General features: G+C 71.9%; 14 protein-coding genes and 1 tRNA gene. 2 read left to right on the top strand and 13 right to left on the bottom strand.

The window, feature by feature from the left end; genetic code table 11:
• Positions 1–190 precede the first annotated feature (190 nt).
• The 5 genes from ACWGH1_RS03055 to ACWGH1_RS03035 form a co-directional block, all read right to left on the bottom strand.
• Positions 191–1873 carry a relaxase/mobilization nuclease domain-containing protein gene (locus tag ACWGH1_RS03055; protein WP_453351860.1) on the bottom strand — a complete coding sequence of 561 codons (1683 nt, stop codon included), beginning with the start codon at positions 1871–1873 and terminating at the stop codon, positions 191–193.
• On the bottom strand, positions 1874–2530 hold the full coding sequence (locus ACWGH1_RS03050; RefSeq protein ID WP_453351861.1) for a plasmid mobilization relaxosome protein MobC: 657 nt from the start codon (positions 2528–2530) through the stop codon (positions 1874–1876). It lies immediately after the preceding gene.
• A gap of 102 nt (positions 2531–2632) precedes the next feature.
• Positions 2633–3382, bottom strand: a complete 750-nt coding sequence (locus ACWGH1_RS03045; RefSeq protein WP_453351862.1) for a DUF2637 domain-containing protein — start codon at positions 3380–3382, stop codon at positions 2633–2635.
• 446 nt (positions 3383–3828) lie between these two features.
• Positions 3829–5112: a DUF3631 domain-containing protein gene (locus ACWGH1_RS03040; RefSeq protein ID WP_453351863.1), complete on the bottom strand. Its 1284-nt coding sequence runs from the start codon at positions 5110–5112 to the stop codon at positions 3829–3831.
• A gap of 230 nt (positions 5113–5342) precedes the next feature.
• Complete coding sequence (locus tag ACWGH1_RS03035; RefSeq protein WP_453351864.1) at positions 5343–5573, bottom strand: hypothetical protein; 231 nt, start codon at positions 5571–5573, stop codon at positions 5343–5345.
• Positions 5574–5667: 94 nt separating this feature from the next.
• On the opposite strand from ACWGH1_RS03035, the gene ACWGH1_RS03030 reads away from it, so the two are divergent.
• Both ACWGH1_RS03030 and ACWGH1_RS03025 read left to right on the top strand, forming a co-directional pair.
• On the top strand, positions 5668–6339 hold the full coding sequence (locus ACWGH1_RS03030) for a helix-turn-helix domain-containing protein (RefSeq protein ID WP_453351865.1): 672 nt from the start codon (positions 5668–5670) through the stop codon (positions 6337–6339).
• Positions 6336–7946 (top strand): tyrosine-type recombinase/integrase, encoded by a 1611-nt coding sequence (locus ACWGH1_RS03025; protein ID WP_453351866.1) that lies wholly within the window; start codon positions 6336–6338, stop codon positions 7944–7946. Before ACWGH1_RS03030 ends, ACWGH1_RS03025 begins: the two co-directional genes overlap by 4 nt.
• A gap of 126 nt (positions 7947–8072) precedes the next feature.
• Here the strand turns inward: ACWGH1_RS03025 and ACWGH1_RS03020 are convergent.
• The 8 genes from ACWGH1_RS03020 to ACWGH1_RS02985 all read right to left on the bottom strand — a co-directional run bounded on the left by ACWGH1_RS03020 (position 8073) and on the right by ACWGH1_RS02985 (position 23112).
• Positions 8073–8146: transfer RNA gene (locus ACWGH1_RS03020), tRNA-Thr, on the bottom strand.
• Positions 8147–8261: 115 nt separating this feature from the next.
• Positions 8262–9815, bottom strand: coding sequence for an alpha/beta hydrolase (locus tag ACWGH1_RS03015; RefSeq protein WP_453351867.1), 1554 nt, complete (start codon positions 9813–9815; stop codon positions 8262–8264).
• A gap of 163 nt (positions 9816–9978) precedes the next feature.
• Positions 9979–11190 carry a DNA polymerase III subunit delta' gene (locus ACWGH1_RS03010; RefSeq protein WP_453351869.1) on the bottom strand — a complete coding sequence of 404 codons (1212 nt, stop codon included), beginning with the start codon at positions 11188–11190 and terminating at the stop codon, positions 9979–9981.
• A gap of 111 nt (positions 11191–11301) precedes the next feature.
• Complete coding sequence (gene tmk, locus ACWGH1_RS03005; RefSeq protein ID WP_453351868.1) at positions 11302–14451, bottom strand: dTMP kinase; 3150 nt, start codon at positions 14449–14451, stop codon at positions 11302–11304.
• A gap of 166 nt (positions 14452–14617) precedes the next feature.
• The gene (topA, locus tag ACWGH1_RS03000; protein WP_453408368.1) at positions 14618–17479 is read right to left on the bottom strand and encodes a type I DNA topoisomerase; all 2862 of its coding nucleotides are present in this window, start codon (positions 17477–17479) and stop codon (positions 14618–14620) included.
• 450 nt (positions 17480–17929) lie between these two features.
• Positions 17930–19459 carry a DUF7059 domain-containing protein gene (locus ACWGH1_RS02995; RefSeq protein WP_453356081.1) on the bottom strand — a complete coding sequence of 510 codons (1530 nt, stop codon included), beginning with the start codon at positions 19457–19459 and terminating at the stop codon, positions 17930–17932.
• 449 nt (positions 19460–19908) lie between these two features.
• The gene (locus ACWGH1_RS02990) at positions 19909–20478 is read right to left on the bottom strand and encodes a small secreted protein (protein ID WP_453354873.1); all 570 of its coding nucleotides are present in this window, start codon (positions 20476–20478) and stop codon (positions 19909–19911) included.
• A 228-nt stretch (positions 20479–20706) separates the two neighbouring features.
• The gene (locus ACWGH1_RS02985; protein ID WP_453354872.1) at positions 20707–23112 is read right to left on the bottom strand and encodes a sodium-translocating pyrophosphatase; all 2406 of its coding nucleotides are present in this window, start codon (positions 23110–23112) and stop codon (positions 20707–20709) included.
• Positions 23113–23583: the final 471 nt, after the last annotated feature.

The following is a 23583-nucleotide window of genomic DNA, read 5'->3' as shown; positions in this document are numbered from 1 at the left end:
CGGAGCGTGCGGCGTCGCCCCTTGCGCTGAATGGAACGTGCCTTTCGCCCTACCTGGCCCGGGCGCTGCAAGGCCCTTCGGCGTCTCCCCGGTGTTCCTTCGGGGAACAAGCCGACCGTTCCTTCGGGGAACACCCGCCGTGTTCCGCGAAGGAACACGGCGGGCGCCAGTAACCGTGGCAACTTGCGGGCTACCGCCTGCCTCGGTGGGGTGGCTGCTGTCGTGAGGAACCGAGGACAGCTGTGCTCGCACCCACGCGGGTGGTGCTCGCGGAGTCGGGGTGAGCGGGCCTTTCACCTGCCATGCCGACGAGGCGGTGCAACCGCCAGACGAGGACGTCGCTGATCGAGGTGGCGCTGTCGAGTTCCCGTCGTCGGGTGGCTTCAGCAAGCAGGACGGTCGGGTCGTGGCCGGCCCTCTGGGCGTCGGTGAGGGTGACGGCGAGGGCGGGCCAGCTGGGCTCGGTGAGGATCTGCTCGGCCAGGTCCGGTAGCGCTTGGCGGACGAGGGCGGCCTGTTGCTGCTGCACCGTGGTGGTCAGGCGGAGGCCGCGCTGGTGGACCACGGTCAGAGGCTGGTAAGCGGCGGCCCGGTAGGCGGCGTGCAGGTGCTCGGCAGCTTGGCGGGCGGCTTCGGCTTGCTGGTCGTGGTGGCGGGTGTGGTGCCAGTGCTGGGCCGCGACGACGGCCAGGAGCAGGGCGTCGAGAAGGACCGCGAGGAGGGCTCCGTCCTTGGGCGCGGGTTCACGAACGATCGCCTTGATGGCCCGGCGTGTGGACTGGGCCTGCTGGTGACGGGCGCGGATGCGGGAGCGGCTGGCGCGCTCGAATGCGGCTGCTGCCTGGGCTAGCTGGGGCTTGTAGCTGGCGGGGGCGATGAGGGGGAGTGCGTCGAGGGTTTCGGCGAGCACGGTGATGTGCGCCTGGCCTACAGCATCGTCGGCCTGCTCGAGAAGTTCAGGGATCCGGTCGGCCGCGTCGGTGACCTGCTGCCATGCCGTTCGCCGACGGCCGGAGTTCCGGCCCATGGGGGCGGGTTCGGTGGGTGCGAGGCGTTCGCTGATCTTGGGGTAAGACAGGTCGGGGGCGAGGGTGGAGCCTGAGAACCACACGGGCTCGCCCTTGGCGTTCGTGTCGCCGGGGAGGGCGACTTTGTAGCCGCGGATGTCTCCGGAAGGGAAGCGCTGGATGTCCACCAGCACGCCCGCATCGCGGAGGATGGTGAAGAACTCCTCGGTGCCCGTGGCAGCCGCCACCGTCGTGCGGACGGTAGCGCGCAGCCTCTCCCTAGCCGTGGCGGTGTGCCCGGCGCGCAGGGCCTTCTCCTTCTCGGCGCGGGTGGGGCGTTTGGCGGCGGTACGGTCGCCGCGCACGAGCTGGCGCAGGCCGTACTCCTTCTCGATCGCGGCGCATTCCTTGTCGGCGCGCAGGTAGTCGTTCCAATGACGCGGCTGGGTGAGGTCGCCGCGGACCTTGGTAGCGACGATGTGGATGTGGTCCTCCGCGTGACGGACCGCGACCCAACGGCAGGCGTCGGAGTCGCCGGCGGGGGCGATGCCGGTGGCGTTCAGGATCCGGCGGGCGATCGTCGCCCACTGCTCGTCGGTGAGGACCGGGTCTTCGGGCGCGGTTCGTACCGAGCAGTGCCACACATGCTTGGCGGGTGCGCGGTCCCCGGCTTGCTTGACGCGCAGGTCGAGGACGGTGGCGAGCTGGGTGAGTGTGGCGGTCTCGTCGCGGCCGGGGTCGGGGGCGAAGCCGTCCCAGGATGCGACCAGGTGGGGGTCGGTGTGTTCGTTGGCGCGACCGGGCTCGTAGAGGTAGCGCAGGACGCCGCGGGTGTTGGCGCCGGCCTTGCCGATCTTCGTGATCAATCAGGCCGCCGCCTTCGATGTGGCGATCTTGTCCGACGCCACATCGATTGATGTGGCGGCGTCACGGGCCAGGCCCAGGACGCGTCGGGCTTCCCCGAGGAGCGCTATGTCTACAGGGTGTGGATGGCCGCCGGAGTTCAGCTTGAAGGCGATCTGGTTGACGTTCTTGCCGATGGCGGCGACCTGGAACCGCAGGGCGGCGAGTTCGTCGATCAGGTCGTCGTGGGAGGTCCGCTGGCCGGGCAGGGCGAGATCACCGTTCAGGTGGGCCATGACGACGGCGCCTACGTAGTTTGCGCCGGCCAGGTTCAGACGGCGGGCCTCGGCGAGGATCTCGGTGTGCTCGTCGGCGCTGTAGCGGACATCGACACGCATCTTGCGCTGCTCGGTGTCACGGGCGCGACGGCGGGCGACCCGGTACAGCGCGGCCTCGTCGGCGGCACGCACGACGGGCTCGCCGGCGTCGGCGGCACCGGCCGCCTCCTGCCCCGGTGCGCCCTCGCGCCGGGGTTCTGCCTCCGCCACCCCCGGGGCGGAGGCAGTGTTGGACCGGCCCTTGGACGGTCCAACGCCATACCTTGCTGCCTGGTCTGGGGCTGGGGTACGGGTGTTGTGCTGCTGGTGGACGGTGAGTTCGGGGGTGCGCAGGTTGGGCATGCCGGGCCTTTCTTGGGAAGTGGGGTCGCCTCAGCGGGTGGAGTGAGGGCAGGGCGCCTGCCCACCCGCGGTGCCGGTGCGGGTGGGGGTGGGCAGGCTGGATCAGCGGACGGCGGCGGCGTGCTCGTCCAGTTCGGCCTGGATGATGTCCTTGGCCTTCTCGGCAAGGTCCTTGTTGATGGTGAAGCCCTTGTCGCGGACGGCGTCCTCGATGCGACGGCGGGAGGCGTGTCCGTCCCGGCCCGGCTGCGTGGTGCGGCCTATCTCGATGGCCTGCTCCAAGGTGGCGCTGGACGTGCGTCCCTTGCGTTTGGGCGGGGTGGCGACTTCCGCCTCTTGTTTCTGCGCGGGCTCGGGCACATCCCGGCTCGTTTCCAAGGGCGTTGGCGCAGCAGCGTCATCTGCCGGCGCCGGGCCAGGTTCGTGCACGGTGGCGGGCTTGTGGCGGGTGGCGGCTTCGGTGTCTGCGGTGTTGTGGCGGGTGGCGGGCTGGCGCTGGACGAGCAGGTAGAAGTGGACCGCGCCTGCCAGTGCGAGCGGAGCGATGGCGGAGATGGCGCCCACGGTGATGTCGTCCAGCGGGAGTCCGATGTGGCGGGCTTGCTGGTTGAGGCGGATCGCGTGGAGCACGTTGGCCCAGATGCTTGTGGCGGTGGCGAGTGCGACCAGCGAGGCCACGTAGAGGCGGGCGCGCAGGGGTCCGGCGTGCAGGACCAGGAGCGCGCCGATTCCCAGTGCGATGAAGCCGTCGACGAGGAGGGGGAAGACGTAGGTGAGGGTTGGGTGGACGTGGCTGGCGGCGGCCATCTGACGCAAGGCGTCGTAGGACAGCGCGAACGCGCCGAGCGCCATGAGCGCGACCCCGGTACGAATCGCCGCGGCCAGTTTGGGCCGAGCCGGAGATGGGATGGGGGAGGACGGGATGGCGTGCGAGGGCAAGCGTGGGGCTCCAGGGAGTTGGCGGGGATCATCGTGGCGGGTGGCCGTTAAGGGCGCGGACTCGTCCCACCCGTCCCGTCGCTGGTCAGAGCAGGTACGGGTGAGCGGCTGATGTCGACCCGACTCGTTGCGAGGGACGGGGCGTCCGGCTCGGAGATGGTCGGTGGGACGAGTGGGGACGGGGCGGTACGGATGTTGGTCCGCAGACCGCGCCGAGACTCCTCGGAGGGCGGCTGCGAGCCGCGCCTGCCGTGTTCGGCGAGGTCAGCAGCGTGGTGATGTCGGGTTGACCCGTTGCAGCCTCGTGAGCCGTCCCCGCGCTGACCTGGGCGGGGACGGGTGGGACGAGTCGCGACGGGTCACGCGCCGGTGGCAGGTGCTGCTTCGGGGGCAGGCTGTTCCGGCGGGCAGTACCGCGTCCAGGCGTCGGTGAACTGCGCGAGGGTGAAGCCCTTGGCCTGGTTGCCGCCGGGAAAGCGGCGGTTGCCGGAGCTGATGCCGTAGTCGGTCAGCAGGGCCCGCAGCTTCAGTGGGGTGAGCCCAGCGGAGCTGATCTCGGCCCACGGCGCCTCCGGGTCGGCGTTGAGGAAATTCAGCAGGTCGGCGGTCCGCAGGGCAGGCGGGTTGCCCACACTGGCGAAGGCTTTGCGGATGTCGGTCAGGATGCGAATCTTCAGCCCGCCATCCTGGTCCCGTCCGGACTCGTAGTCCGTCATGGCCTTGCACGCCGTGCGGGCGATCATCGGCCAGCGCCCGCCCGCGAGGTCGGCGACGCTGATCAACGGCTCCCACGTGTCGGCGGCGCGGTCGTCCACCGGGAGCTTGGGCTCCAGCGCGATGGCCTCGTCGCGGACGCTGGTCAGCCAGGCCGCCAGCCGCTCCCGCAGTGCCCTGACCGTCAGGTCGTCGCGGCCGTAGCGCCAGGAGGTCACCTTCTCGACGTCGGCGCGGCGGCGCATGCGGATGACCACGGACCGGTCCATGATCGTGTCGGGCAGGTCCCCGATGCCGGCGAGGGCGGCCATGGCGAAGGTGGAGAACTTCTGCACGTCGTGGTTCGGGCCCGAGACGCGCAGGGTGGGACGGTTGCGCATGTGCCCCGCGTTGAGCAGGCCGCGCATCTCCTCGTTCTTCTCCGCAACCTTCGCCGACCCGAATATCGTGTCGACCTCGTCGACCATCAGGGTGGGCGGGTTGCTGCCGTCGATCGAGCGGAAGATCGCCGCAGCTGACGCGCTGACCGTGATCAGCGGTTCGTGGACGGCCTCGTGCAGGACCTCCAGCAGCCGCGACTTCCCGCACCGCTTCGCGGGTCCCACAACCGCCAGGCGCGGGGCGTGCTGCCACACCGTCTGCAGGTGGGTGGCTGCCGCCCATAGCGTGGCGGCTGTCAGAGCCTCCTCGCTGGGCATGACCACGTAGCGGCGGATCGTGGTCCGCAGCTCGTCCAGGATCCACTCCCCCTCCCAGGCGGGGGTCGGCGGCTTCGGAGGGACGTCGGCCTCACCAGGGGATTCGACGGCTGCGTCGAGTTCCCCGTCCTGTGCGTCGTGCCGCTGAGCATCGGGCTGGCCAGGGATCGCGACCGCGGGCCAGATCGTCTTGGCGGGTGCGGCAGGGGGCGTGGATGTCGTAGGTTCCAAGAGGCAGCTCCTTCTCTTGTGGCCGCGTGCGTGCTGGCCACTCGGGTTGACCGTGTGATTGCGGGTGGGGATGTTGCCGGGGCCTCCGACGTTGGCGCGTCGGGGGCTCACTCGTTTCCCGTGAGCCCTTGGAGGAGCCGGGCGACGACGAACAGTACGTCCGACCCCTGGCACAGTCCAGCGTTTCTGTGTCAGCTCCGCGCAGAATGGTCTGCTACCTTCTCTCGCCCTCAAGCCGCCAGTCCCAGCAGGTTGACCAGGTCTGCGGTCACCACGCGGTACGCCTTGCCCAGCCGCAGGACCTTGCACGGGTACTCGCCTCGCTTGGCCAGCTCGTATCCCTTGCTCCGCCCCAGACCCAGCGCACGGTTACTTGTGTCCAGGTCAATGGCCGCTGGCAGAGCCAACACCTCCTCGCGACTCATCCCCTTCGACCCGGTTTCAGTCGGGTTCTCGCGCACGCAGCGCTCCTCTCGTCACAGCCGTCGGCGAACGCGGTCACCACGTCCGACTCCAGGCCTACGAGAACAAGTCTGGTCGAGCTAATGTGTCGCCATGACACAACGTGGATTCGATGATGGAGACGAGGACGACGTTCCCGAATGGGCGGACCGGGTCATGGGCGACGTGGCCCGTGAGGTTCGGCGACGGAGGAAGGAGATCGGGTGGAGCGCACAGGACCTGGCCGACAGATGCGAGGCGATCGGATTCCCGATCCCCCGCAACGTCATCGCCAACATGGAGTCCGGCCGACGCGCGGTCCTGCCGTTGGTCGAGGTGATGGTGCTGGCCAAGGCCCTGTACACCAACCCGATCCGTCTGATCTATCCCGTCGGTTACGTGGAAGAGGTCCAGCAGCTCCCGCTGAGGTATCCGGTGGATACCCCAGAGGCCATGCGCTGGTTCGCCGGCCTGGATGAGAACTACCAGGCCAATTACCCCATGCTCCGCCACCACCTTGCCCACACCGCAGCACTGACGAAGGCCCAGATGGCCCTGCAGATCGCAGACAGCCAGCGACGGAAGGCCGAGCACGCGACGGACGACATCGAGCGCGCACAGGCCCTCCGCACCCAGGCCGACTACGCCGAACGCGCCTCGCGCGCCAAGGAGGAACTCCGGCAGGTGCGCAGCGCTATCTATGCGGACGGCGAGCCGCTCCTCGACCTGCCGACCGAACTCTCCGACGTCGACCCCGACGACGGCTATGAAAGGGACACTGTTTGAAGGGCTCCACCTACCGCCGCTGCTCCTGCCGTGATCCCAAGGCTGGTAAGGAACTCGGCACTTCCTGCCCCAAGCGCAACAGCAGGAACCACTGCACGTACTCCATACGCCAGGAGCTGCCGCCCCACGAGGACGGCAGCCGACGGTCCTTCGCCCGGGGCGGGTACACCAACGCCAAGGCGGCGCAGGCCGACCTCGACCACGTGCGCGCCCTACTAGGTCTTGCCGAAGCCGACGACCCCGAAGGCGTCCAACTGCTTGCCGAGATGCTCGCGGAGGTCAGTGGCGAGAAGCTGCTCCTGCCCGACGTGGAGGAGACCCGGCGGCGGCTCAAGGCCGGCCAGGACCTCGTCGGGAGCCTGACCGTCACCGAGTGGCTGGACCGGTGGCTGGCGGGCAAGCGGATCCGGAAGTCGGGCATCAGCCGGTACGAGACCGACATCCGCGTGCACCTCAAGCCGCACATCGGCCACCGGCGGCTCGACCGGCTGCGCGTGAGTCACCTGAGCGAGATGTTCACGGCCATCGCCGACGGCAACGCCGAGGTCCTGGAGCAGAATGGCCAGCGGCGGGCCGCCGTAGAGGAGTTGGCGACCATCCCGTGGAAGGGCGTCGAGAACCGTGCGCGCCGGAAGGCGCTGAAGGCGGCGATCGACGCGATGCCAGCCTTCCGCCGGGTGACCGGGCCCGCCACGCGCCAGCACGTTAAGGCCACGCTCCGCGCGTCCCTGAACGACGCGATCGGGCAGCAGATCATCACGTTCAACCCGGCAGCCCACGTCGAGATCGACCCGGTGCGCAAGCCGAAGGCGCTGGTGTGGACGGACGAGCGGGTCGCCAAGTGGGAGCAGACCGGCGAGAAGCCCTCGCCAGTGATGGTCTGGACGCCGGAACAAACCGGCGCCTTCCTCGACTTCGTTGCCGAGGACCGGCTGTACGCGATGTGGCACCTGATCGCGTTCCGCGGCCTGCGACGGGGCGAGGCGTGCGGGCAGCCCTGGTCGGAGACCAATCTCGACCGGCACTCCCTCACCGTGACGGGGCAGCTGGTCCAAGATGGCTGGGAGGTCGAGGCGTCCGAGCCGAAGACGGACAGCGGGTTCCGGGTGGTCGCGCTCGATGACGACACCGTCAGCGTCCTGGGGCGGCACCGCAAGCAGCAGGAGGCCGACCGCGCGGAGTGGGGGTCGGCCTGGGTGAACACCGGGCTCGTCTTCACACAGGAGGACGGCTCCTGGCTGCATCCCGGCAAGGTGACCGACCTCTTCGAGCGGCTGGGGGCCGCCTCCGGGCTGCCGCCGATCCGGCTGCACGACCTCCGGCACGGCGCGGCCACGCTCATGCTGGCCGCCGACATCGACATCAGATCGTGTCGGACACGCTCCGGGCACAGCGACACCCGGATCACGCGCGACATCTACCAGAGCGTGCTCCCCCACGTCGGCAAGAGCGCCGCCGAGGCCACCGCCAAGCTGGTCCCCCTCCAGCGCAAGGCCGAGCAGGAAGAGCAGGCCCGTAAGGCCGCCAGGAAGGCCAAGCGGGCCGAGAAGGCGAAGGTCAAGGGGAAGCAGAAGGGCAAGGCCAAGAAGGTCGCCAAGAAGGGCTGACGGCCCCTCCGCTCACGCATCGCTCACGCACGGGGTTCCGAACCCCAGCCGTCGCATGCGCCGGCTGACCCCGAAAATAGCAAAAGCCCCAGGTCACGGCGAGTGAGAATCCTGGGGCTTCTACAGAGCCGCCTTCGGGATTCGAACCCGAGACCTACGCATTACGAGTGCGTTGCTCTGGCCAACTGAGCTAAGGCGGCACCGCTGGGACGACAAGAATTCCCCCGGAGAGGTGCTCTCATCAGCAGCGGCGCCAAGTCTACAGGGTTGAACGGGGTGCCCCGAACCGGGTTGTGCGGAGGGCGCCGGTGGGGGTCAGCAGCGCTTGGCCGGGGGTGGGGGGGTGCCCTCCAGGAGGTAGCGGTTGATCGCCGTGTCGATGCAGTCGCTGCCGCGCCCGTACGCCGTGTGGCCGTCGCCGTCGTAGGTCAGCAGGGTGCCCGAGTCGAGTTGGTCCGCGAGGCCCTTGGCCCACTTGTACGGGGTCGCCGGGTCGCGGGTGGTGCCGACCACCACGATCGGCGCGGCGCCCTTCGCGGTCAGCCGGCCGGCCTGGCCGGTGGCCTGCACCGGCCAGTACGCGCAGTTCAGCGAAGCCCAGGCCAGGCCCGCTCCGAAGACCGGCGAGGCCTTCTCGAAGGACGGCAGCGCGGCCTCGACCGCCGCCGGGCCGTTGAAGGCCGGGGGCTGGTCCAGGCAGTTCACGGCGGCGTTCGCGAACATCAGGTTCGCGTACTTGCCGTCCGGCTCCCGCTCGTAGTAGCTGTCCGCCAGCCCCAGCAGGCCCGAGCCGTCGCCGGCCAGCGCGGCCGTGAGCGCCTCGCGCAGCTGCGGCCAGGCGGTCTCGTCGTACAGCGCCGCGATCACGCCGGTCGTCGCCAGGGACTCGCCGAGCGGCCGGCTAGCGTCGCCCGAGGGCAGGGGCTGGGCGTCGACCTTGCGGAAGAACTCCTCCAGCCGCTGCGCCACCGCGTCGGGGGAGCCCTGGCCGAGCGGGCAGCCGGGCTGCTTCGCACAGTCCTTGGCGAAGGAGCGGAAGGCCGTCTCGAAGCCCTCGGTCTGGTCCCGGTTCATCTCCAGTGCGGACCGGGAGGGGTCCATCGCGCCGTCCAGGACCAGCCGGCCCACCCGGCCTGGGAACAGGTTCGCGTACGTCGCGCCGAGGAAGGTGCCGTACGAGGCTCCGACGTACGTCAGCTTCTCGTCGCCCAGCACCCCCCGCAGCATGTCCATGTCCCGGGCCGCGTCGACGGTCGAGACGTGCGGCAGGATCCGCCGCGAGTGCGCCTGGCAGCCCGCCGCGAACTCCTTGAACGCGGCCACCAGCAGCGCCTGCTCCGCCTTGTCGTCCGGCGTCTGGTCCACCTGGGTGAACCTGTCCATCGCCGGGCCGGTCAGGCACTCCACCGGAGTGCTGCGGTCCACCCCGCGCGGGTCGAAGGACACCATGTCGTACTGGGCGCGCACCGCCGCCGGATAGCCGATGCCCGCGTACGCCTGGAGGTACCCGATCCCCGAGCCGCCGGGGCCGCCCGGGTTGACCACCAGCGAGCCGAGCCGCTTGCCCGGCCCCGTCGCCACCCGTCGGGCCACCGCCATGTCGATCGCCCGGGCCGAGTCAGGGGTTCCCGGGTCCGCGTAGTCCAGGGGAGCCTTCATCGTGGAGCACTGGAAGCCCGGCACACCGCACTCGCGCCAGCTCAGCTTCTGCCCGTAGTACGGACGCAGCGCCGCCGGTACGGAGCCCGGCGCGGCCGGCGACGCGGACGCCCGGGGTTCTCCCAGCCCGCCGGAAGTGCATCCGGAGAGCAGCAGCCCGGCAGCTGCGATCACGGTTCCGGTCGTACGCAGCAGGCGGCTGGTGTCCATGCCGTGAGCCTACGACCTGCCGGGCGCCCGGGACCGCGCGGTGCCGGCCGCTACGGCGACCCGCCGACCGCCGACCGCCCGCCCCCCAGGGGGGGAAGGGGACCCGCCGGGCAGGAGCCCCGGACCCCTCGTACGGGTGAACACGTCAACGCGGGCGGCGTGCTCAGCCCGCCCGCAGCGCCATCGTCATGGCCTCCACCGCGAGGAGCGGGGCCACGTTCCGGTCGAGGGCGTCCCGGCACGCGATGATCGCCTCGATGCGCCGCAGCGTGCGCTCGGGTCCCGAGGCGCGGGCGATCCGGTCCAGGTCCGCCCGTATCTCCTCGTTCGCGATGGCCAGGCCCGAGCCGAGCTGGAGGGCCAGCACGTCCCGGTAGAAGCCGGTGAGGTCGATCAGCGCCAGGTCGAGGCTGTCGCGCTGGGTCCGGGTCCGACGGCGCTTCTGCCGGTCCTCCAGCTCCTTCATCACGCCCGCCGTACCGCGCGGCATCCGGCTGCCCGGACCCGCTCCGGCGCCGAGCGCGGCCCGCAGTTCCTCGGTCTCCTTGGTGTCGACCTCCTCCGCGACCTGCTTGGCGTCCTCGGCGGCGGCGTCGACGAGCTCCTGGGCGGCCTTCAGACAGCCCCCCACGTCGTCCACGCGCAGCGGGAGCCTCAGCACGGCCGCCCGGCGGGACCTGGCCGCCTCGTCGGTCGCCAGCCTGCGGGCCCGGCCGATGTGCCCCTGCGTCGCGCGGGCGGCGGCAGCGGCGACGGCGGGTTCGATGCCGTCGCGCCGCACCAGCACATCGGCGACGGCGGCCACGGGCGGGGTACGCAGCGTCAGGTGCCGGCAACGGGACCGGATGGTGGGCAGCACGTCCTCCAGGGAGGGCGCGCACAGCAGCCACACGGTCCGGGGAGCGGGCTCCTCCACGGCCTTGAGCAGCACGTTGCCAGCCCCCTCGGTGAGCCGGTCGGCATCCTCCAGGACGATCACCTGCCAGCGCCCGACGGCCGGCGACAGCTGGGCCCGGCGGACCAGTTCCCGGGTCTCCTTCACACCGATGGACAGCAGATCGGTACGGACGACCTCCACATCGGCGTGCGTGCCGACGAGGCTGGTGTGGCAGCCGTCGCAGAAGCCGCAGCCGGGCTCTCCCCCGAGGGCGCGGTCGGGGCTGGTGCACTGGAGGGCGGCCGCGAAAGCGCGGGCGGCGGTGGAGCGGCCGGAGCCGGGCGGCCCGGTGAACAGCCAGGCGTGGGTCATCTTGGACGCGTCCGGGGGCGGCGATCCCGCCGAGACGGCCGTGACCAGGGTGTCCGCGTCACGGGCGGCGGCGGCGAGCTGCGCCTGCACGCGATCCTGTCCCACCAGGTCGTCCCAGACGGGCATCCCGCCCACCGCCCTTCCCTGTCCGTACGTGTCCTACATGCGTGTCATACCAGGCGTCGTGCCGGGTGCCTGTCCACATTGTGGCGGTAGCCACTGACAGCCTGGCCCCGCTCAGCGGCGGCGGCGCGGCCGGTCGTCGTCCTCGTCGTCCGGACGCGGGCCCAGCAGTTCGTCGGCCAGGGTCGGCAGATCGTCCAGCGGGGTCGCCTCGGCCCACTCCGGGCGCTCACGGCGCGGCCGGCCCTCCTCGTCCAGGGCCGGGAGCTCGCGCGTCACGTCGTTCCCGCCGTCCCGGAACATGCCCGGCGGCACCCGTTCGGCCGGGCTCTCCTGCGAGTGGCGGGCGGTGGGCCGCGAGGCTGACGGGGCCGGGGGAGCCGACGGGGCCGCCTGGCCACCGCCCGGCCCGGCGGGCCGGTCGCGGCGCGGGTCCTCGGGACGGACCGGCGGCAGGACGGAGGTCTCCGCCGCCGGGTTCACCTTCGGCACCGGCACCGTCTGCGTGACGTCGTCGGGCTGTACGACCCGCTTGACCACCGGCGTCTCAACCGTGACGGCATCGTCCGGCTGTGCCCGCCGGGCCCGCGGCTGCTCCGGCTCCGGCTCCTTGCGCATGGAAACCGCGGGAGCCGCGGGAGCCGCGGGAGCCTGGGCCGGCTCCGCAGCCGTCCGCGCGGCAGTGGCGGCCGTCGAAGCCTCCGCGAGCCGCCGCGCCTCCTCGGCCCGCAGCAGGGCCTCCTCCGCCCGCCGCTGCTTCTCCAGCCGCCGCGCCTCAGCCTCGGCCCGCAGCCGGGCCTCCTCCTCGGCCTGCTTGCGCAGCCGCTCCGCCTCGACGGCGCGCGCCTTCGCCTCGGCCTCTTCGCGCAGTCGCGCGGCCTCGGCCCGGGCGCGGGCCTCCTCCTCCGCGCGCAGCCGCTCCTCCTCCGCCTGACGGGCGGCCTCGGCCTCGGCCCTGATCCGGGCGGCCTCGGCCTCGCGGGCCAGGCGGGCTTCCTCCTCGGCCCGCAGCCGGGCCTCCTCCGCCTTGCGCGCCGTCTCTTCCTCCGCCTTGCGCCGGGCGTCCTCCTCGGCGAGCCGCCGGGCCTCGGCCCGGGCCGCGATCTCGGCCTCGGAGAGCGGGAGCATCCGGTCCAGCCGGTGCCGTACGACCGTGGTCACCGAGCCCGGCTCCTGACCGGCGTCGACCACCAGGTAGCGCGCGGGGTCGGCCGCGGCCAGCGTCAGGAACCCGGCCCGCACCCGCTGGTGGAACTCCGTCGGCTCCGATTCCAGCCGGTCCGGCGCCTCCGTGAACCGCTCGCGGGCGGTCTCCGGTGACACGTCGAGCAGCACGGTCAGGTTAGGCACCAGACCGCCCGTGGCCCAGCGGGAGATACGGGCGATCTCGGTCGGCGACAGATCGCGGCCCGCGCCCTGGTACGCCACCGAGGAGTCGATGTAGCGGTCGGTGATGACCACCGCGCCGCGCTCCAGGGCGGGCCGGACCACCGTGTCCACGTGCTCCGCCCGGTCGGCGGCGTACAGCAGCGCCTCGGCGCGGTTCGACAGTCCGGCGGAGGAGACGTCCAGCAGGATGGAGCGGAGCCGCTTGCCGACCGGCGTGGCCCCCGGCTCGCGGGTCACGACGACCTCGTGGCCCTTGCCCCGTATCCAGTCGGCCAGCGCCTCCACCTGGGTGGACTTGCCGGCCCCGTCACCGCCCTCCAGGGCGATGAAGAACCCGGTCGCGGAGGGCGCCTGGGCCGGCTCCCCGCCCCGCAGCGCCTCGCGCAGGTCACGGCGCAGCGGCACACCACGGCGGTCGTCGGCCTTGGCCAGCACCACCACCGCGACCGGCAGCAACAGCGCGCCGACCAGCATCAGGGTGAACCCGGCGCCCCCGTGGGCGACGGCCACCCGGCCACCGCCCAGCCGGTGCGGGCCGATGGCCCCGGCGAGCAGGGGCGCCAGGACGGCCCCGGCTGCGACGGCCACCCGGACGACGGCCTGGAGGTGCTCGGTGACCCGGGTGCGGCGGAACTCCTCGGTCTCCTGGTCGAGCAGGGTGTGGCCGGTGTTGGCGGCCACACCGGCGGCCAGCCCGGCCAGCAGCGACAGGAACAGCACGGTCGCGGTGTCCGGGACCAGCCCGGTCAGCAGCAGCGCGAGCCCCGTCACCGCGATGGCGAGCGCCAGCAGCCGGCGCCGCGACAGCCCCGGCAGCACCTTGCCGGCCTGCGCGGCCCGGATGCCGAGGCCGGTCCCGCCGACCAGGGCGAGGACCAGCAGCGCGTACGAGGAGGGGCCCCCGCCGAGGTCGAAGGCGTGCAGCACCGCCACTGAGGCGGCGCAGGCCACCGCTCCTGCGACGGCGGCGCAGGCCGTGACGAGCAGCGCGATGGCCCCCGTACGCCCCTTCTCGGGCCGGTCCCCCGCCTTGGGGGCGCGCAGGCCCTCCAGCGGCGACCTCGGACGCGGGGTCTTCGTCTCGGGCAGCACCAGCGGCAGCAGCAGGGAGACGGACGCGGCGAACAAGCCGGCGGCGACGTACGAACCCAGCGCCGCCTCGTTCGCGGCGAACCACTCCACGCCCAGACCGAGGGCCCGCCCTATCAGGCTCGCGGCGAGCAGGACGGCGGCGGCGACGGGCATCGCGGCGAACCCCGTACGCAGCGTGAGGCGGCGCAGGGTGTCCAGGTGGTCGGGCAGCGGCCGTACGGTCGCCCCCTCCGGCGGCGGCGCGGGCAGCAGGGCGGGAGCAGCGCTCTCCTTCGCCAGCGTCCACAGCCGCTCGGCGGCGCCGGAGACGAAGACGGTGGCCAGCAGCGCGGTCACGGCCTGCGCCGGGATCCAGTCGAGCCACAGCGGGGCGACGACGAACAGTGCTATCCGCACCCCGTCGGCGCCGACCATCGTCCAGCGACGGTCCAGCTTGCCGCCGGGGGCGGTCAGCTTGGCCAGCGGGCCGAGGAGCACGGCGCCGAAGAGCAGGGTGGCCAGGATCCGGACCCCGAAGACGGCGGCGACGGCGAAGGCGGCACCCCGGTAGCCGCCGCCGAAGGCCTCCTCGGAGACAGCCGCCTGGAGCGTCAGAAGCACCAGCACCAGCAGGGCGAGGGCATCCCCGATGCCGCTGACCAGCTGGGCGCTCCACAGCCGCCGCAGTCTGGGCGTGCGCAGCAGCGCGTGCACCGCTCGCTCACGGGAGTCCGCGGCTAGGGCTTCGTCATAGGTGGGGTCCTCGGGGGCGGTCACGACCGGTGGCTGCTCGGCTCGCGTCATCCGCCCAGCCTATCCGTTACGCCAAGCGACTGCCGGGGCCTGTGGACAACGCTGCGGAGCCCCTGCCTCCGCCCCGAAAACGACCGGGCCGGGCCCGTCACGGAGCACCGGACCCCGGCGCCGCAGCGCCGGGGTCCGGCCACACACTTCTCCGAGCGACCGGAGGCTACTCGTCCGTCGACACCGGCGCCGTCACGGCCGCCTTCTTCGCCGGGGCCTTCTTCGCGGCAGCCGTCGACGTCTTCTTGGCCGCCGTCGTCTTCTTGGCGGCTGCGGTCTTTGCCGTAGCCGTCGTGGCCGCGGCCGTCTTGGCCGCGGCGGCCTTCTTCGCGGGCGCCTTCTTGGCCGGGGCCTTCTTCGCCGGGGCCTTCTTGGCCGTCTTCTTCGCCGGCCCCTTCGCCCGCTTCTCCGCGAGCAGCTCGTAACCCCGCTCCGGCGTGATCGTCTCGACGTCGTCGTCCCGCCGCAGCGTCGCGTTCGTCTCGCCGTCCGTCACGTACGGCCCGAACCGGCCGTCCTTGACGACCACCGGCTTCTCGCTCACCGGGTCCGTACCCAGCTCCTTGAGCGGCGGCTTGGCCGCGGCCCGCCCGCGCTGCTTCGGCTGCGCGTAGATCGCCAGGGCCTCGTCCAGCGTGATCGAGAACAGCTGGTCCTCGGTCTCCAGCGACCGCGAGTCCGTGCCCTTCTTCAGGTACGGGCCGTAGCGCCCGTTCTGCGCCGTGATCTCCACGCCCTCCGCGTCCACGCCCACGACCCGCGGGAGGGACATCAGCTTCAGCGCGTCGTCCAGCGTCACCGTGTCCAGGGACATCGACTTGAACAGCGAGGCCGTCCGCGGCTTGACCGCGTTCTTGCCCGTCTTCGGCGTGCCCTCGGGCAGGATCTCCGTCACGTACGGCCCGTAGCGGCCGTCCTTCGCGACGATCTGGTTCCCGCTCACCGGGTCGGCACCCAGCTCGAACTCGCCGCTCGGCTTCGCGAACAGCTCCTCCGCGTAGTCCGTCGTCAGCTCGTCGGGCGCCAGGTCGTCGGGGACGTCCGCCCGCTGGTGGCCCTCGGCGTCCTTCTCGCCGCGCTCCACGTAAGGCCCGTACCGGCCGACGCGCAGCACGATCCCGTCACCGACGGGGAACGAGGAGATCTCCCGGGCGTCGATCGCGCCCAGGTCGGTGACCAGCTCCTTCAGACCGCCGAGGTGGTCGCCGTCGGCCGGTACGACCTCCGACGCGTCCTCGGCCCCGAAGTAGAACCGCTTCAGCCACGGCACGGACTGGGCCTCGCCCCGCGCGATGCGGTCGAGGTCGTCCTCCATCTTCGCGGTGAAGTCGTAGTCGACGAGCCGCCCGAAGTGCGTCTCCAGCAGGTTGACGACGGCGAACGACAGGAAGGACGGCACGAGCGCCGTGCCCTTCTTGAAGACGTAGCCGCGGTCCAGGATCGTGCCGATGATCGACGCGTACGTCGACGGCCGGCCGATCTCCCGCTCCTCCAGCTCCTTGACCAGCGAGGCCTCGGTGTAGCGGGCCGGCGGCTTGGTCGAGTGGCCGTCCGCCGTGATCTCCTCGGCCGACAGCGCGTCGCCCTCGGCGACCTGCGGCAGCCGCTTCTCGCGGTCGTCCAGCTCCGCGTTCGGGTCGTCCGCGCCCTCGACGTACGCCTTCATGAAGCCGTGGAAGGTGATCGTCTTGCCGGACGCGCTGAACTCGGCGTCCCGGCCGTCCGAGGCCCGTCCGCCGATCTTCACGGTCACCGAGTTGCCGACCGCGTCCTTCATCTGGGAGGCGACGGTCCGCTTCCAGATCAGCTCGTACAGGCGGAACTGGTCGCCGGTCAGACCCGTCTCGGCCGGAGTGCGGAAACGATCACCCGAAGGCCGGATCGCCTCGTGCGCCTCCTGGGCGTTCTTGACCTTGCCCGCGTAGACGCGCGGCTTCTCCGGCAGGTAGTCGGCCCCGTAGAGCTGCGTGACCTGCGCCCGCGCCGCCGACACCGCGGTGTCGGAGAGCGTGGTGGAGTCCGTACGCATGTAGGTGATGAAGCCGTTCTCGTACAGCTTCTGGGCCACCTGCATCGTCGCCTTCGCACCGAAGCCGAGCTTGCGCGAGGCCTCCTGCTGGAGCGTCGTCGTACGGAAGGGGGCGTACGGGGAGCGGCGGTACGGCTTGGACTCGACCGAGCGGACGGCGAACGAGGTCTCCGCCAGCGCGGCGGCCAGGGCCCGCGCGTTCGCCTCGTCGAGGTGCAGGACCTCGCTCTTGAGCTGCCCGTTCGAGCCGAAGTCGCGGCCCTGCGCGACGCGCTTGCCGTCGACCGCGTTCAGGCGGGCGACCAGGGTGGAGGGGTCCGACGGGTCACCGGCGCGGCCGGTGCCGAAGGTGCCGGTCAGGTCCCAGTACTCGGCGGAACGGAACGCGATGCGCTCGCGCTCCCGCTCGACGACGAGGCGGGTGGCCACCGACTGGACGCGGCCCGCCGAAAGCTTCGGCATGACCTTCTTCCACAGGACCGGCGAGACCTCGTAGCCGTAGAGGCGGTCGAGGATGCGGCGGGTCTCCTGCGCGTCGACCATGCGCTGGTTCAGCTCGCGCGGGTTGGCGACGGCGTCGCGGATCGCGTCCTTGGTGATCTCGTGGAAGACCATCCGGTGGACGGGGACCTTGGGCTTGAGGACTTCCTGCAGGTGCCACGCGATGGCTTCGCCCTCGCGGTCCTCATCGGTGGCGAGGAAGAGTTCGTCGGACTCGGCCAGCAGCTCCTTGAGCTTCCTGACCTGAGCCTTCTTGTCCGCATTGACCACGTAGATCGGCTGGAAATCGTGCTCGACGTCGACGCCGAGACGGCGGACCTCGCCGGTGTACTTGTCGGGAACCTCGGCCGCGCCGCTGGGGAGGTCGCGGATGTGCCCGACGCTCGCCTCGACGACGTATCCCGGGCCGAGGTAGCCCTTGATCGTCTTCGCCTTGGCAGGGGACTCGACGATGACGAGTCGGCGGCCGCCCTTTGCGGTCTCGCTAGTCGGGGACAACTTGGCTCTTCTCTCCGGTCGGCACTCGGTCGCGGTACGGCGACGCTGCGGAGTGTGACGGTACAACCCGCCCCCGTGTCAAACGGCACAAGCCCGCAACGGCCACTCGAACGGTAACCCGACAAGTGCCACTTCTGCCGCCCGGATACCGCGCCGGGCCCTTGGCGATCACCGGGCCGAGTGGCCGGGGGGCCGTCTGGCCCCGCTCCGGCAGCCGGCCCCGGCCCCCCGTCTCACGGGGTTCCCGCCCTGCTCGGGGGAGTCCTCGCGCGGCCCCCGCGGAACCGGCCCGCGCGGCGTTCGCGACCGCCGCGAACCCCGGATCCGAAGACCCGGCGCGACCGCGCCTGCCTGCGGTGACGGCCGCTGCGACCGTGGTGCGGCAAGGCCGGGGCGCGTGCCGGGGGCCGTCGGCGCGCACTGCGGGGCGCGAGCCCCCGGCACCTCCGGCTACCGCCCGGGGGCGGCGACGGGCTCCAGGAAGCCCTGCTCCACCAGCATCCGGATCGCCTCCGGAGTACGGTCGCGCAGGACGACCGGGTCCTCCTGCATGAGCTGCGCGATCGCGTCCAGGATCCGGCCGGCGCTGAGTGAGCCGTCACACACTCCGGCGAAGCCCGCGCCGACCGTGTCGACCTTGGTCGCCCGCCGCATCCCGCGGTTCTGCCGCAGCACCACGTGCTCCGGGTCCTCCGCCCCGGGCGCGCCGACCTGCTCCTGGACGACCTCCTCGGCCAGCGCGAAGTACCCCGCCAGCAGGGCGGCGTCATCGTGCTCGCGCAGGAAGTCCTGGCGCGCGAAGTGGGCCAGGACCGTCTCGCCGAGCGGCTGCTCCACCGAGTGCGGCCACTCCTCCACCACGATCGAGGGCTCGGCCGCGTCGGTCCGGCGCAGGGTGATCCAGCCGAAGCCGACCGCCTTGGTCTTTCGGGCCTCGAACTCGTCCAGCCAGTCCTCGTAGCGCCGCGCGTACTCGGCGGGGTCGGTGCGGTGGTCGCCGGAGTCGCGCAGCCACAGCTCGGCGTACTGCGTCACGTCCTGCACGTCCCGCTGCACGATCCACGCGTCGCAGCCGCGCGGCACCCAGGAGCGGAGCCGGTCGCGCCAGTCCTCGCCCGCCACGTGCTGCCAGTTCCCGAGGAACTGCGCGTACCCGCCCGGGTTGAGCCGGGAGCCGGCCTCCTGGACCAGGGTCCGGCACAGGTCGTCGCCGCCCATCCCGCCGTCCCGGTACGTCAGCCGCGCGCCCGGGGAGATCACGAAGGGCGGGTTCGACACGATCAGGTCGTACGTGGCGTCCCCGACCGGCTCGAAGAGCGAACCCGCGAGCAGCTCGGCCTCCGGTGCCCCGGAGAGCGCCAGCGTCAGCCGGGTGAACCCCAGGGCCCTCGGGTTGACGTCGGTGGCGGTGACCCGTGTCGCGTGCTGGGCGGCGTGCAGGGCCTGGATGCCCGATCCCGTGCCCAGGTCCAGCGCGGACCCGACGGGGATGCGGACGGTGATCCCGGCCAGCGTGGTGGACGCGCCGCCCACGCCGAGCACCACCCCCTCCTCCCGGCTGCCGATCCCGCCGGCGCCGCCCACGGCGCAGCCCAGGTCGGAGACGATGAACCAGTCCTCCCCGTCGGGCCCGCCGTAGGGGCGCACGTCGACGGTGGCGCGCACCGCGTCCTCGCCGTCGGTGGCCTCCTCACGCCGCAGCCAGCCGTCGGCGAGCGCCGTCCCGACGGGCAGTGCGGCCGCGGCCCGCGCCGAGGGCACCGGCTGCTGGAGCAGGAAGAGCCGGACCAGCGTGGACAGCGGGGCGTCGGCGTGGTCGCGGGTGGCGCGCAGGGCCGGAACCGTCTCGCTGCGGGCCAGCGCGGCGTAGGCGGGGGCGCCGAGCAGGTCGAGCAGCCCGTCGGCGGTGAAACCGGCGGCCAGCAGGGCCGTGCGGAGCTCGGCGGCGCGGTCGGGCGAGGGGAGGCTGGTGGTACTCACCCGCCCATTGTGGCGGCTGGCTCCGACAATGCGCGTGCCGCGCGGCCGTGTACCGGCGGGCGGTGCGGGCGACGGTGCGGCAGATGCCCGCCGGGGTGCTGCGGACGGGCGGCGGTGCGGCAGACGCGCGCCGGGGTGCTGCGGACGGGCGGCGGTGCGGCAGATGCGCGCCGGGGTGCTGGCGACGAGCCCGACGCCCGGCAAGGTGCCCGGGCGGCGGGGGGCCTGGCCTATGCCCCGCCGCGCACCTGTCGGCCGCAGCGGACGACGCGGTGCGCCGACGCCCCGCCGTGCACCCGGCGACCGGTCGTCGGCCGGCGGCGGGGGCCGGGACGGGCGGCGGGGGCCAAGAGGGCGGCCGGGGGCCGCTTCCGGCCCCGGCCCGCGGGTCGACGTACGACGGACGACCGGGAACCCGCCGCCACCGCGCCGGCCCCGCCCCGCGGGCGCTACTTCGCCGAAGCGCTCGCCGAAGTCTGGACCTGGCAGCCCTTCTGGCCGTTCATCGCCTTGTCCAGGCCGCCCGACTTCAGCCGGTCCAGGGCCTCCTTGCCGCCCTGGGTCGCGGTCTCCAGACCGCCGGCGACGTCCTTGAGTCCTTCGGCGAACTTCGTCTGGTCCTTGACGTCGAGGGCATCCATCTTGACCTTCAAGTCGGCGTAGCCCTTCGACGTCGACTCGAAGCCCTTCACCGCCGTGCTCTGGGTCTCCGCGCCGTTCTTGACGGGCGGAACCCCCGCGGCCGCCAGGGCGGTCCCCATCGACTTGTACGAGTCCGACATCACCAGGAACGCCGCCGAGTCGGTCTTCTGGACCTCCTCCGGCTTGCTGCTCTCCGTGGCCACGCGCTTGATGTCGACATTGGCGGCCTCGATCTTCGTGAGCTCGGGCTGCCAGGCGTCACAGACCTTCTTGGCCCATGCGTCGGCCTTCTTGTCGCCGTCGTCCTCGCCGCACCCGGACAGCACGAGCATCAGTACCGCACCGCCGGACACCGCGGTCGCAAACTTCTTGTTCACCGGATTGGTCCCTTCGAAGGCTCTCGGCCCGGAAGATACACGCCAGCCATCGGGTGACATGCAAAGGCGGACGGACGGCGCGTCTGTCCGCGCCGCCCGTCCGCCGTTCGGGCGCACCTTCGAGCCGGTCGGGCCCGTTGCCCGCAAGAGCCGCCGAGGGGGCCGCTCAGAGCTGCCCGGAGGCCCGTTCAGGACTCATCAGAACCTGTCCGTTTCGGCCGGGCCCCGTCAGGAGACCGTCGCCGCGTCGGGCGACGGCGTGGCCACCCGCTCCGCCGCGCCGCTCTCGGTGTCGTCGCCGACCGCGATTCCGCGCCGCTTGGAGATGTACACCGCGGTGATGATGACGGCGATGGCGAGGGCCGCGACGATCGCCCGCACCGTGGCACTGGTGTCCGCGCCGTAGCTGAACTGCACGACCGCGGGTGCGATCAGCAGCGCCACCAGGTTCATGACCTTGAGCAGCGGGTTGATGGCCGGACCGGCGGTGTCCTTGAACGGGTCGCCCACGGTGTCGCCGATCACGGTCGCGGCGTGGGCCTCACTGCCCTTGCCGCCGTGGTGACCGTCCTCGACCAGCTTCTTCGCGTTGTCCCAGGCCCCACCCGAGTTGGCGAGGAAGACGGCCATCAGCGTGCCGGTGCCGATGGCGCCCGCGAGGAACGAACCGAGCGCGCCGACGCCCAGCGCGAACCCGACGGCGATCGGGGTGAGGACCGCGAGCAGGCCGGGAGTGGCCAGTTCGCGCAGTGCGTCCTTGGTGCAGATGTCGACGACGCGGCCGTACTCGGGCTTCTCCGAGTAGTCCATGATCCCGGGGTGCTCGCGGAACTGCCGGCGCACCTCGTAGACGACGGCGCCCGCGGAGCGGGAGACGGCGCTGATGGCCAGGCCCGAGAACAGGAACACGACGGCCGCACCGAGGATCAGGCCGACCAGGTTGTTCGGCTGGGCGATGTCCAGGCTGAGGTTCATCTCCCCGGCCTTGGCCCCGACCTCCTTCACGGCGGTCGCGATGGCGTCGTTGTACGAGCCGAACAGCGCGGCCGCCGCGAGGACCGCGGTGGCGATGGCGATGCCCTTGGTGATGGCCTTGGTGGTGTTGCCGACGGCGTCCAGGTCGGTGAGCACCTGCGCGCCCGCGCCCTGCACGTCGCCCGACATCTCGGCGATGCCCTGGGCGTTGTCGGAGACCGGTCCGAAGGTGTCCATGGCGACGATGACGCCGACCGTGGTCAGCAGGCCGGTGCCCGCCAGGGCCACCGCGAAGAGCGCCAGTGTGATCGACGCGCCGCCGAGCAGGAACGCCCCGTAGACGCCGAGGCCGATGAGCAGCGCGGTGTAGACGGCGGACTCCAGGCCGACCGAGATGCCGGCGAGGACGACGGTGGCCGCGCCGGTCAGGGAGGACTTGCCGATGTCCCGGACGGGACGGCGGGTGGTCTCGGTGAAGTAGCCGGTCAGCTGCTGGATCAGGGCCGCGAGCACGATGCCGATGGCGACGGCGACGACGGCCAGGATCCGCGGGTCACCGCTGTGGTTGGTGATCGTGGCGTTCTCGACGCCGATGAGCTCCTTGTAGGTGGCCGGCAGGTACACGTAGACGGCGACCGCGACCAGCACCAGGGAGATCACCGCGGAGATGAAGAACCCGCGGTTGATCGCGGTCATTCCGCTGCGGTCGGAGCGGCGCGGGGAGACCGCGAAGATGCCGATCATGGCGGTGACCACGCCGATGGCGGGGACGATCAGCGGGAAGGCCAGGCCAAGGTCGCCGAAGGCGGCCTTGCCGAGGATGAGCGCGGCCACCAGGGTGACGGCGTACGACTCGAAGAGGTCGGCCGCCATCCCGGCGCAGTCGCCGACGTTGTCGCCCACATTGTCGGCGATGGTCGCGGCATTACGCGGGTCGTCCTCCGGAATGCCCTGCTCGACCTTGCCGACCAGGTCGGCGCCCACGTCGGCGGCCTTGGTGAAGATGCCGCCGCCCACGCGCATGAACATCGCGATGAGGGCCGCGCCGAGGCCGAAGCCCTCCAGGACCTTGGGCGCGTCGGCGGCGTAGACGAGCACGACGCACGAGGCGCCGAACAGGCCGAGGCCGACGGTGAACATGCCGACCACGCCGCCCGTGCGGAAGGCGATCTTCATCGCCTTGTGGGACACCTCGGTCAGGTCCTTGGCGGGCCCTCCCTCGGCGGGGGTGGCCTCGCGGGCCGCGGCGGCGACGCGGACGTTCGCGCGGACGGCCAGGCGCATGCCGATGTAGCCGGTGGCGGCCGAGAAGAGGGCGCCGACGAGGAAGAAGGCGGAGCGGCCGGCCCGCTGGGACCAGTCGTCGGCGGGGAGCAGGAAGAGCAGGAAGAAGACGACGACGGCGAAGACGCCGAGCGTGCGCAGCTGCCGGCCGAGGTAGGCGTTGGCGCCTTCTTGAACGGCGGCGGCGATCTTCTTCATGCTGTCGGTGCCCTCGTCGGCGGCGAGCACCTGGCGCACCAGGATCTGCGCGACGACGAGTGCGGCAAGTGCGACCGCGGCGATCACGATGACGATGAGGCGATTGTCATCGGTGAGCACTGCGGCTGCCAGATCGGAGTAGCCGATCGGCGCGTTGGGGGTGAAGAGCCCCGTCATTCGTCCTCCTTGACGTGATGAGCTCAAGATGTGGACGGATTGTAGGGAGCGCGACCTGATCAAAACAGTGGGCGGGAAACGGAATTGGCCTGCTCTTGCTCCTCAGCAATAGATCCCGTCACTCCATTACCCTCGAAAGTAGTAACGGGACAAAGGCATTGACGATTGATCATTGAGCCGGATATTCATGTCGGCTCGACTCCCGGAAACGGGAAAGGCCCTGCTCAGCAGGGCCTTGATAAAGATCAGAAGATACGATGCACGCGCACCCGGCACCACCCTGGCGGACCGGCACCCCGCCGCCCGGAGCCCAACCCCCCGACGGCACCGCCCGGCAGCCCGCCCCACGGCGCGGCCGAGACCCGCGCCACGGACCGGCGGAGGACGCGGCGGAGCAGGCCCCAAGACGGGCGGGACGGCGGCGCGACGGAGCGCCCGGCCGCGGCGGGCCGGGGCCCGCGAACAGCCGGA

The organism is Streptomyces sp. NPDC054883 (genome assembly GCF_053610645.1).
This window is presented reverse-complemented; position numbering and strand designations above follow the sequence as displayed.

Bases quoted from the DNA above. Each gene is read 5' to 3' on its own strand.
- ACWGH1_RS03050 (WP_453351861.1), bottom strand. From the start codon at position 2,530: ATGCCCAACCTGCGCACCCCCGAACTCACCGTCCACCAGCAGCACAAC.
- ACWGH1_RS03015 (WP_453351867.1), bottom strand. From the start codon at position 9,815: ATGGACACCAGCCGCCTGCTGCGTACGACCGGAACCGTGATCGCAGCT.
- ACWGH1_RS03030 (WP_453351865.1), top strand. From the start codon at position 5,668: ATGACACAACGTGGATTCGATGATGGAGACGAGGACGACGTTCCCGAA.
- ACWGH1_RS03045 (WP_453351862.1), bottom strand. From the start codon at position 3,382: ATGGCGCTCGGCGCGTTCGCGCTGTCCTACGACGCCTTGCGTCAGATG.
- ACWGH1_RS02985 (WP_453354872.1), bottom strand. From the start codon at position 23,112: ATGACGGGGCTCTTCACCCCCAACGCGCCGATCGGCTACTCCGATCTG.
- tmk (WP_453351868.1), bottom strand. From the start codon at position 14,451: ATGACGCGAGCCGAGCAGCCACCGGTCGTGACCGCCCCCGAGGACCCC.
- ACWGH1_RS03010 (WP_453351869.1), bottom strand. From the start codon at position 11,190: ATGCCCGTCTGGGACGACCTGGTGGGACAGGATCGCGTGCAGGCGCAG.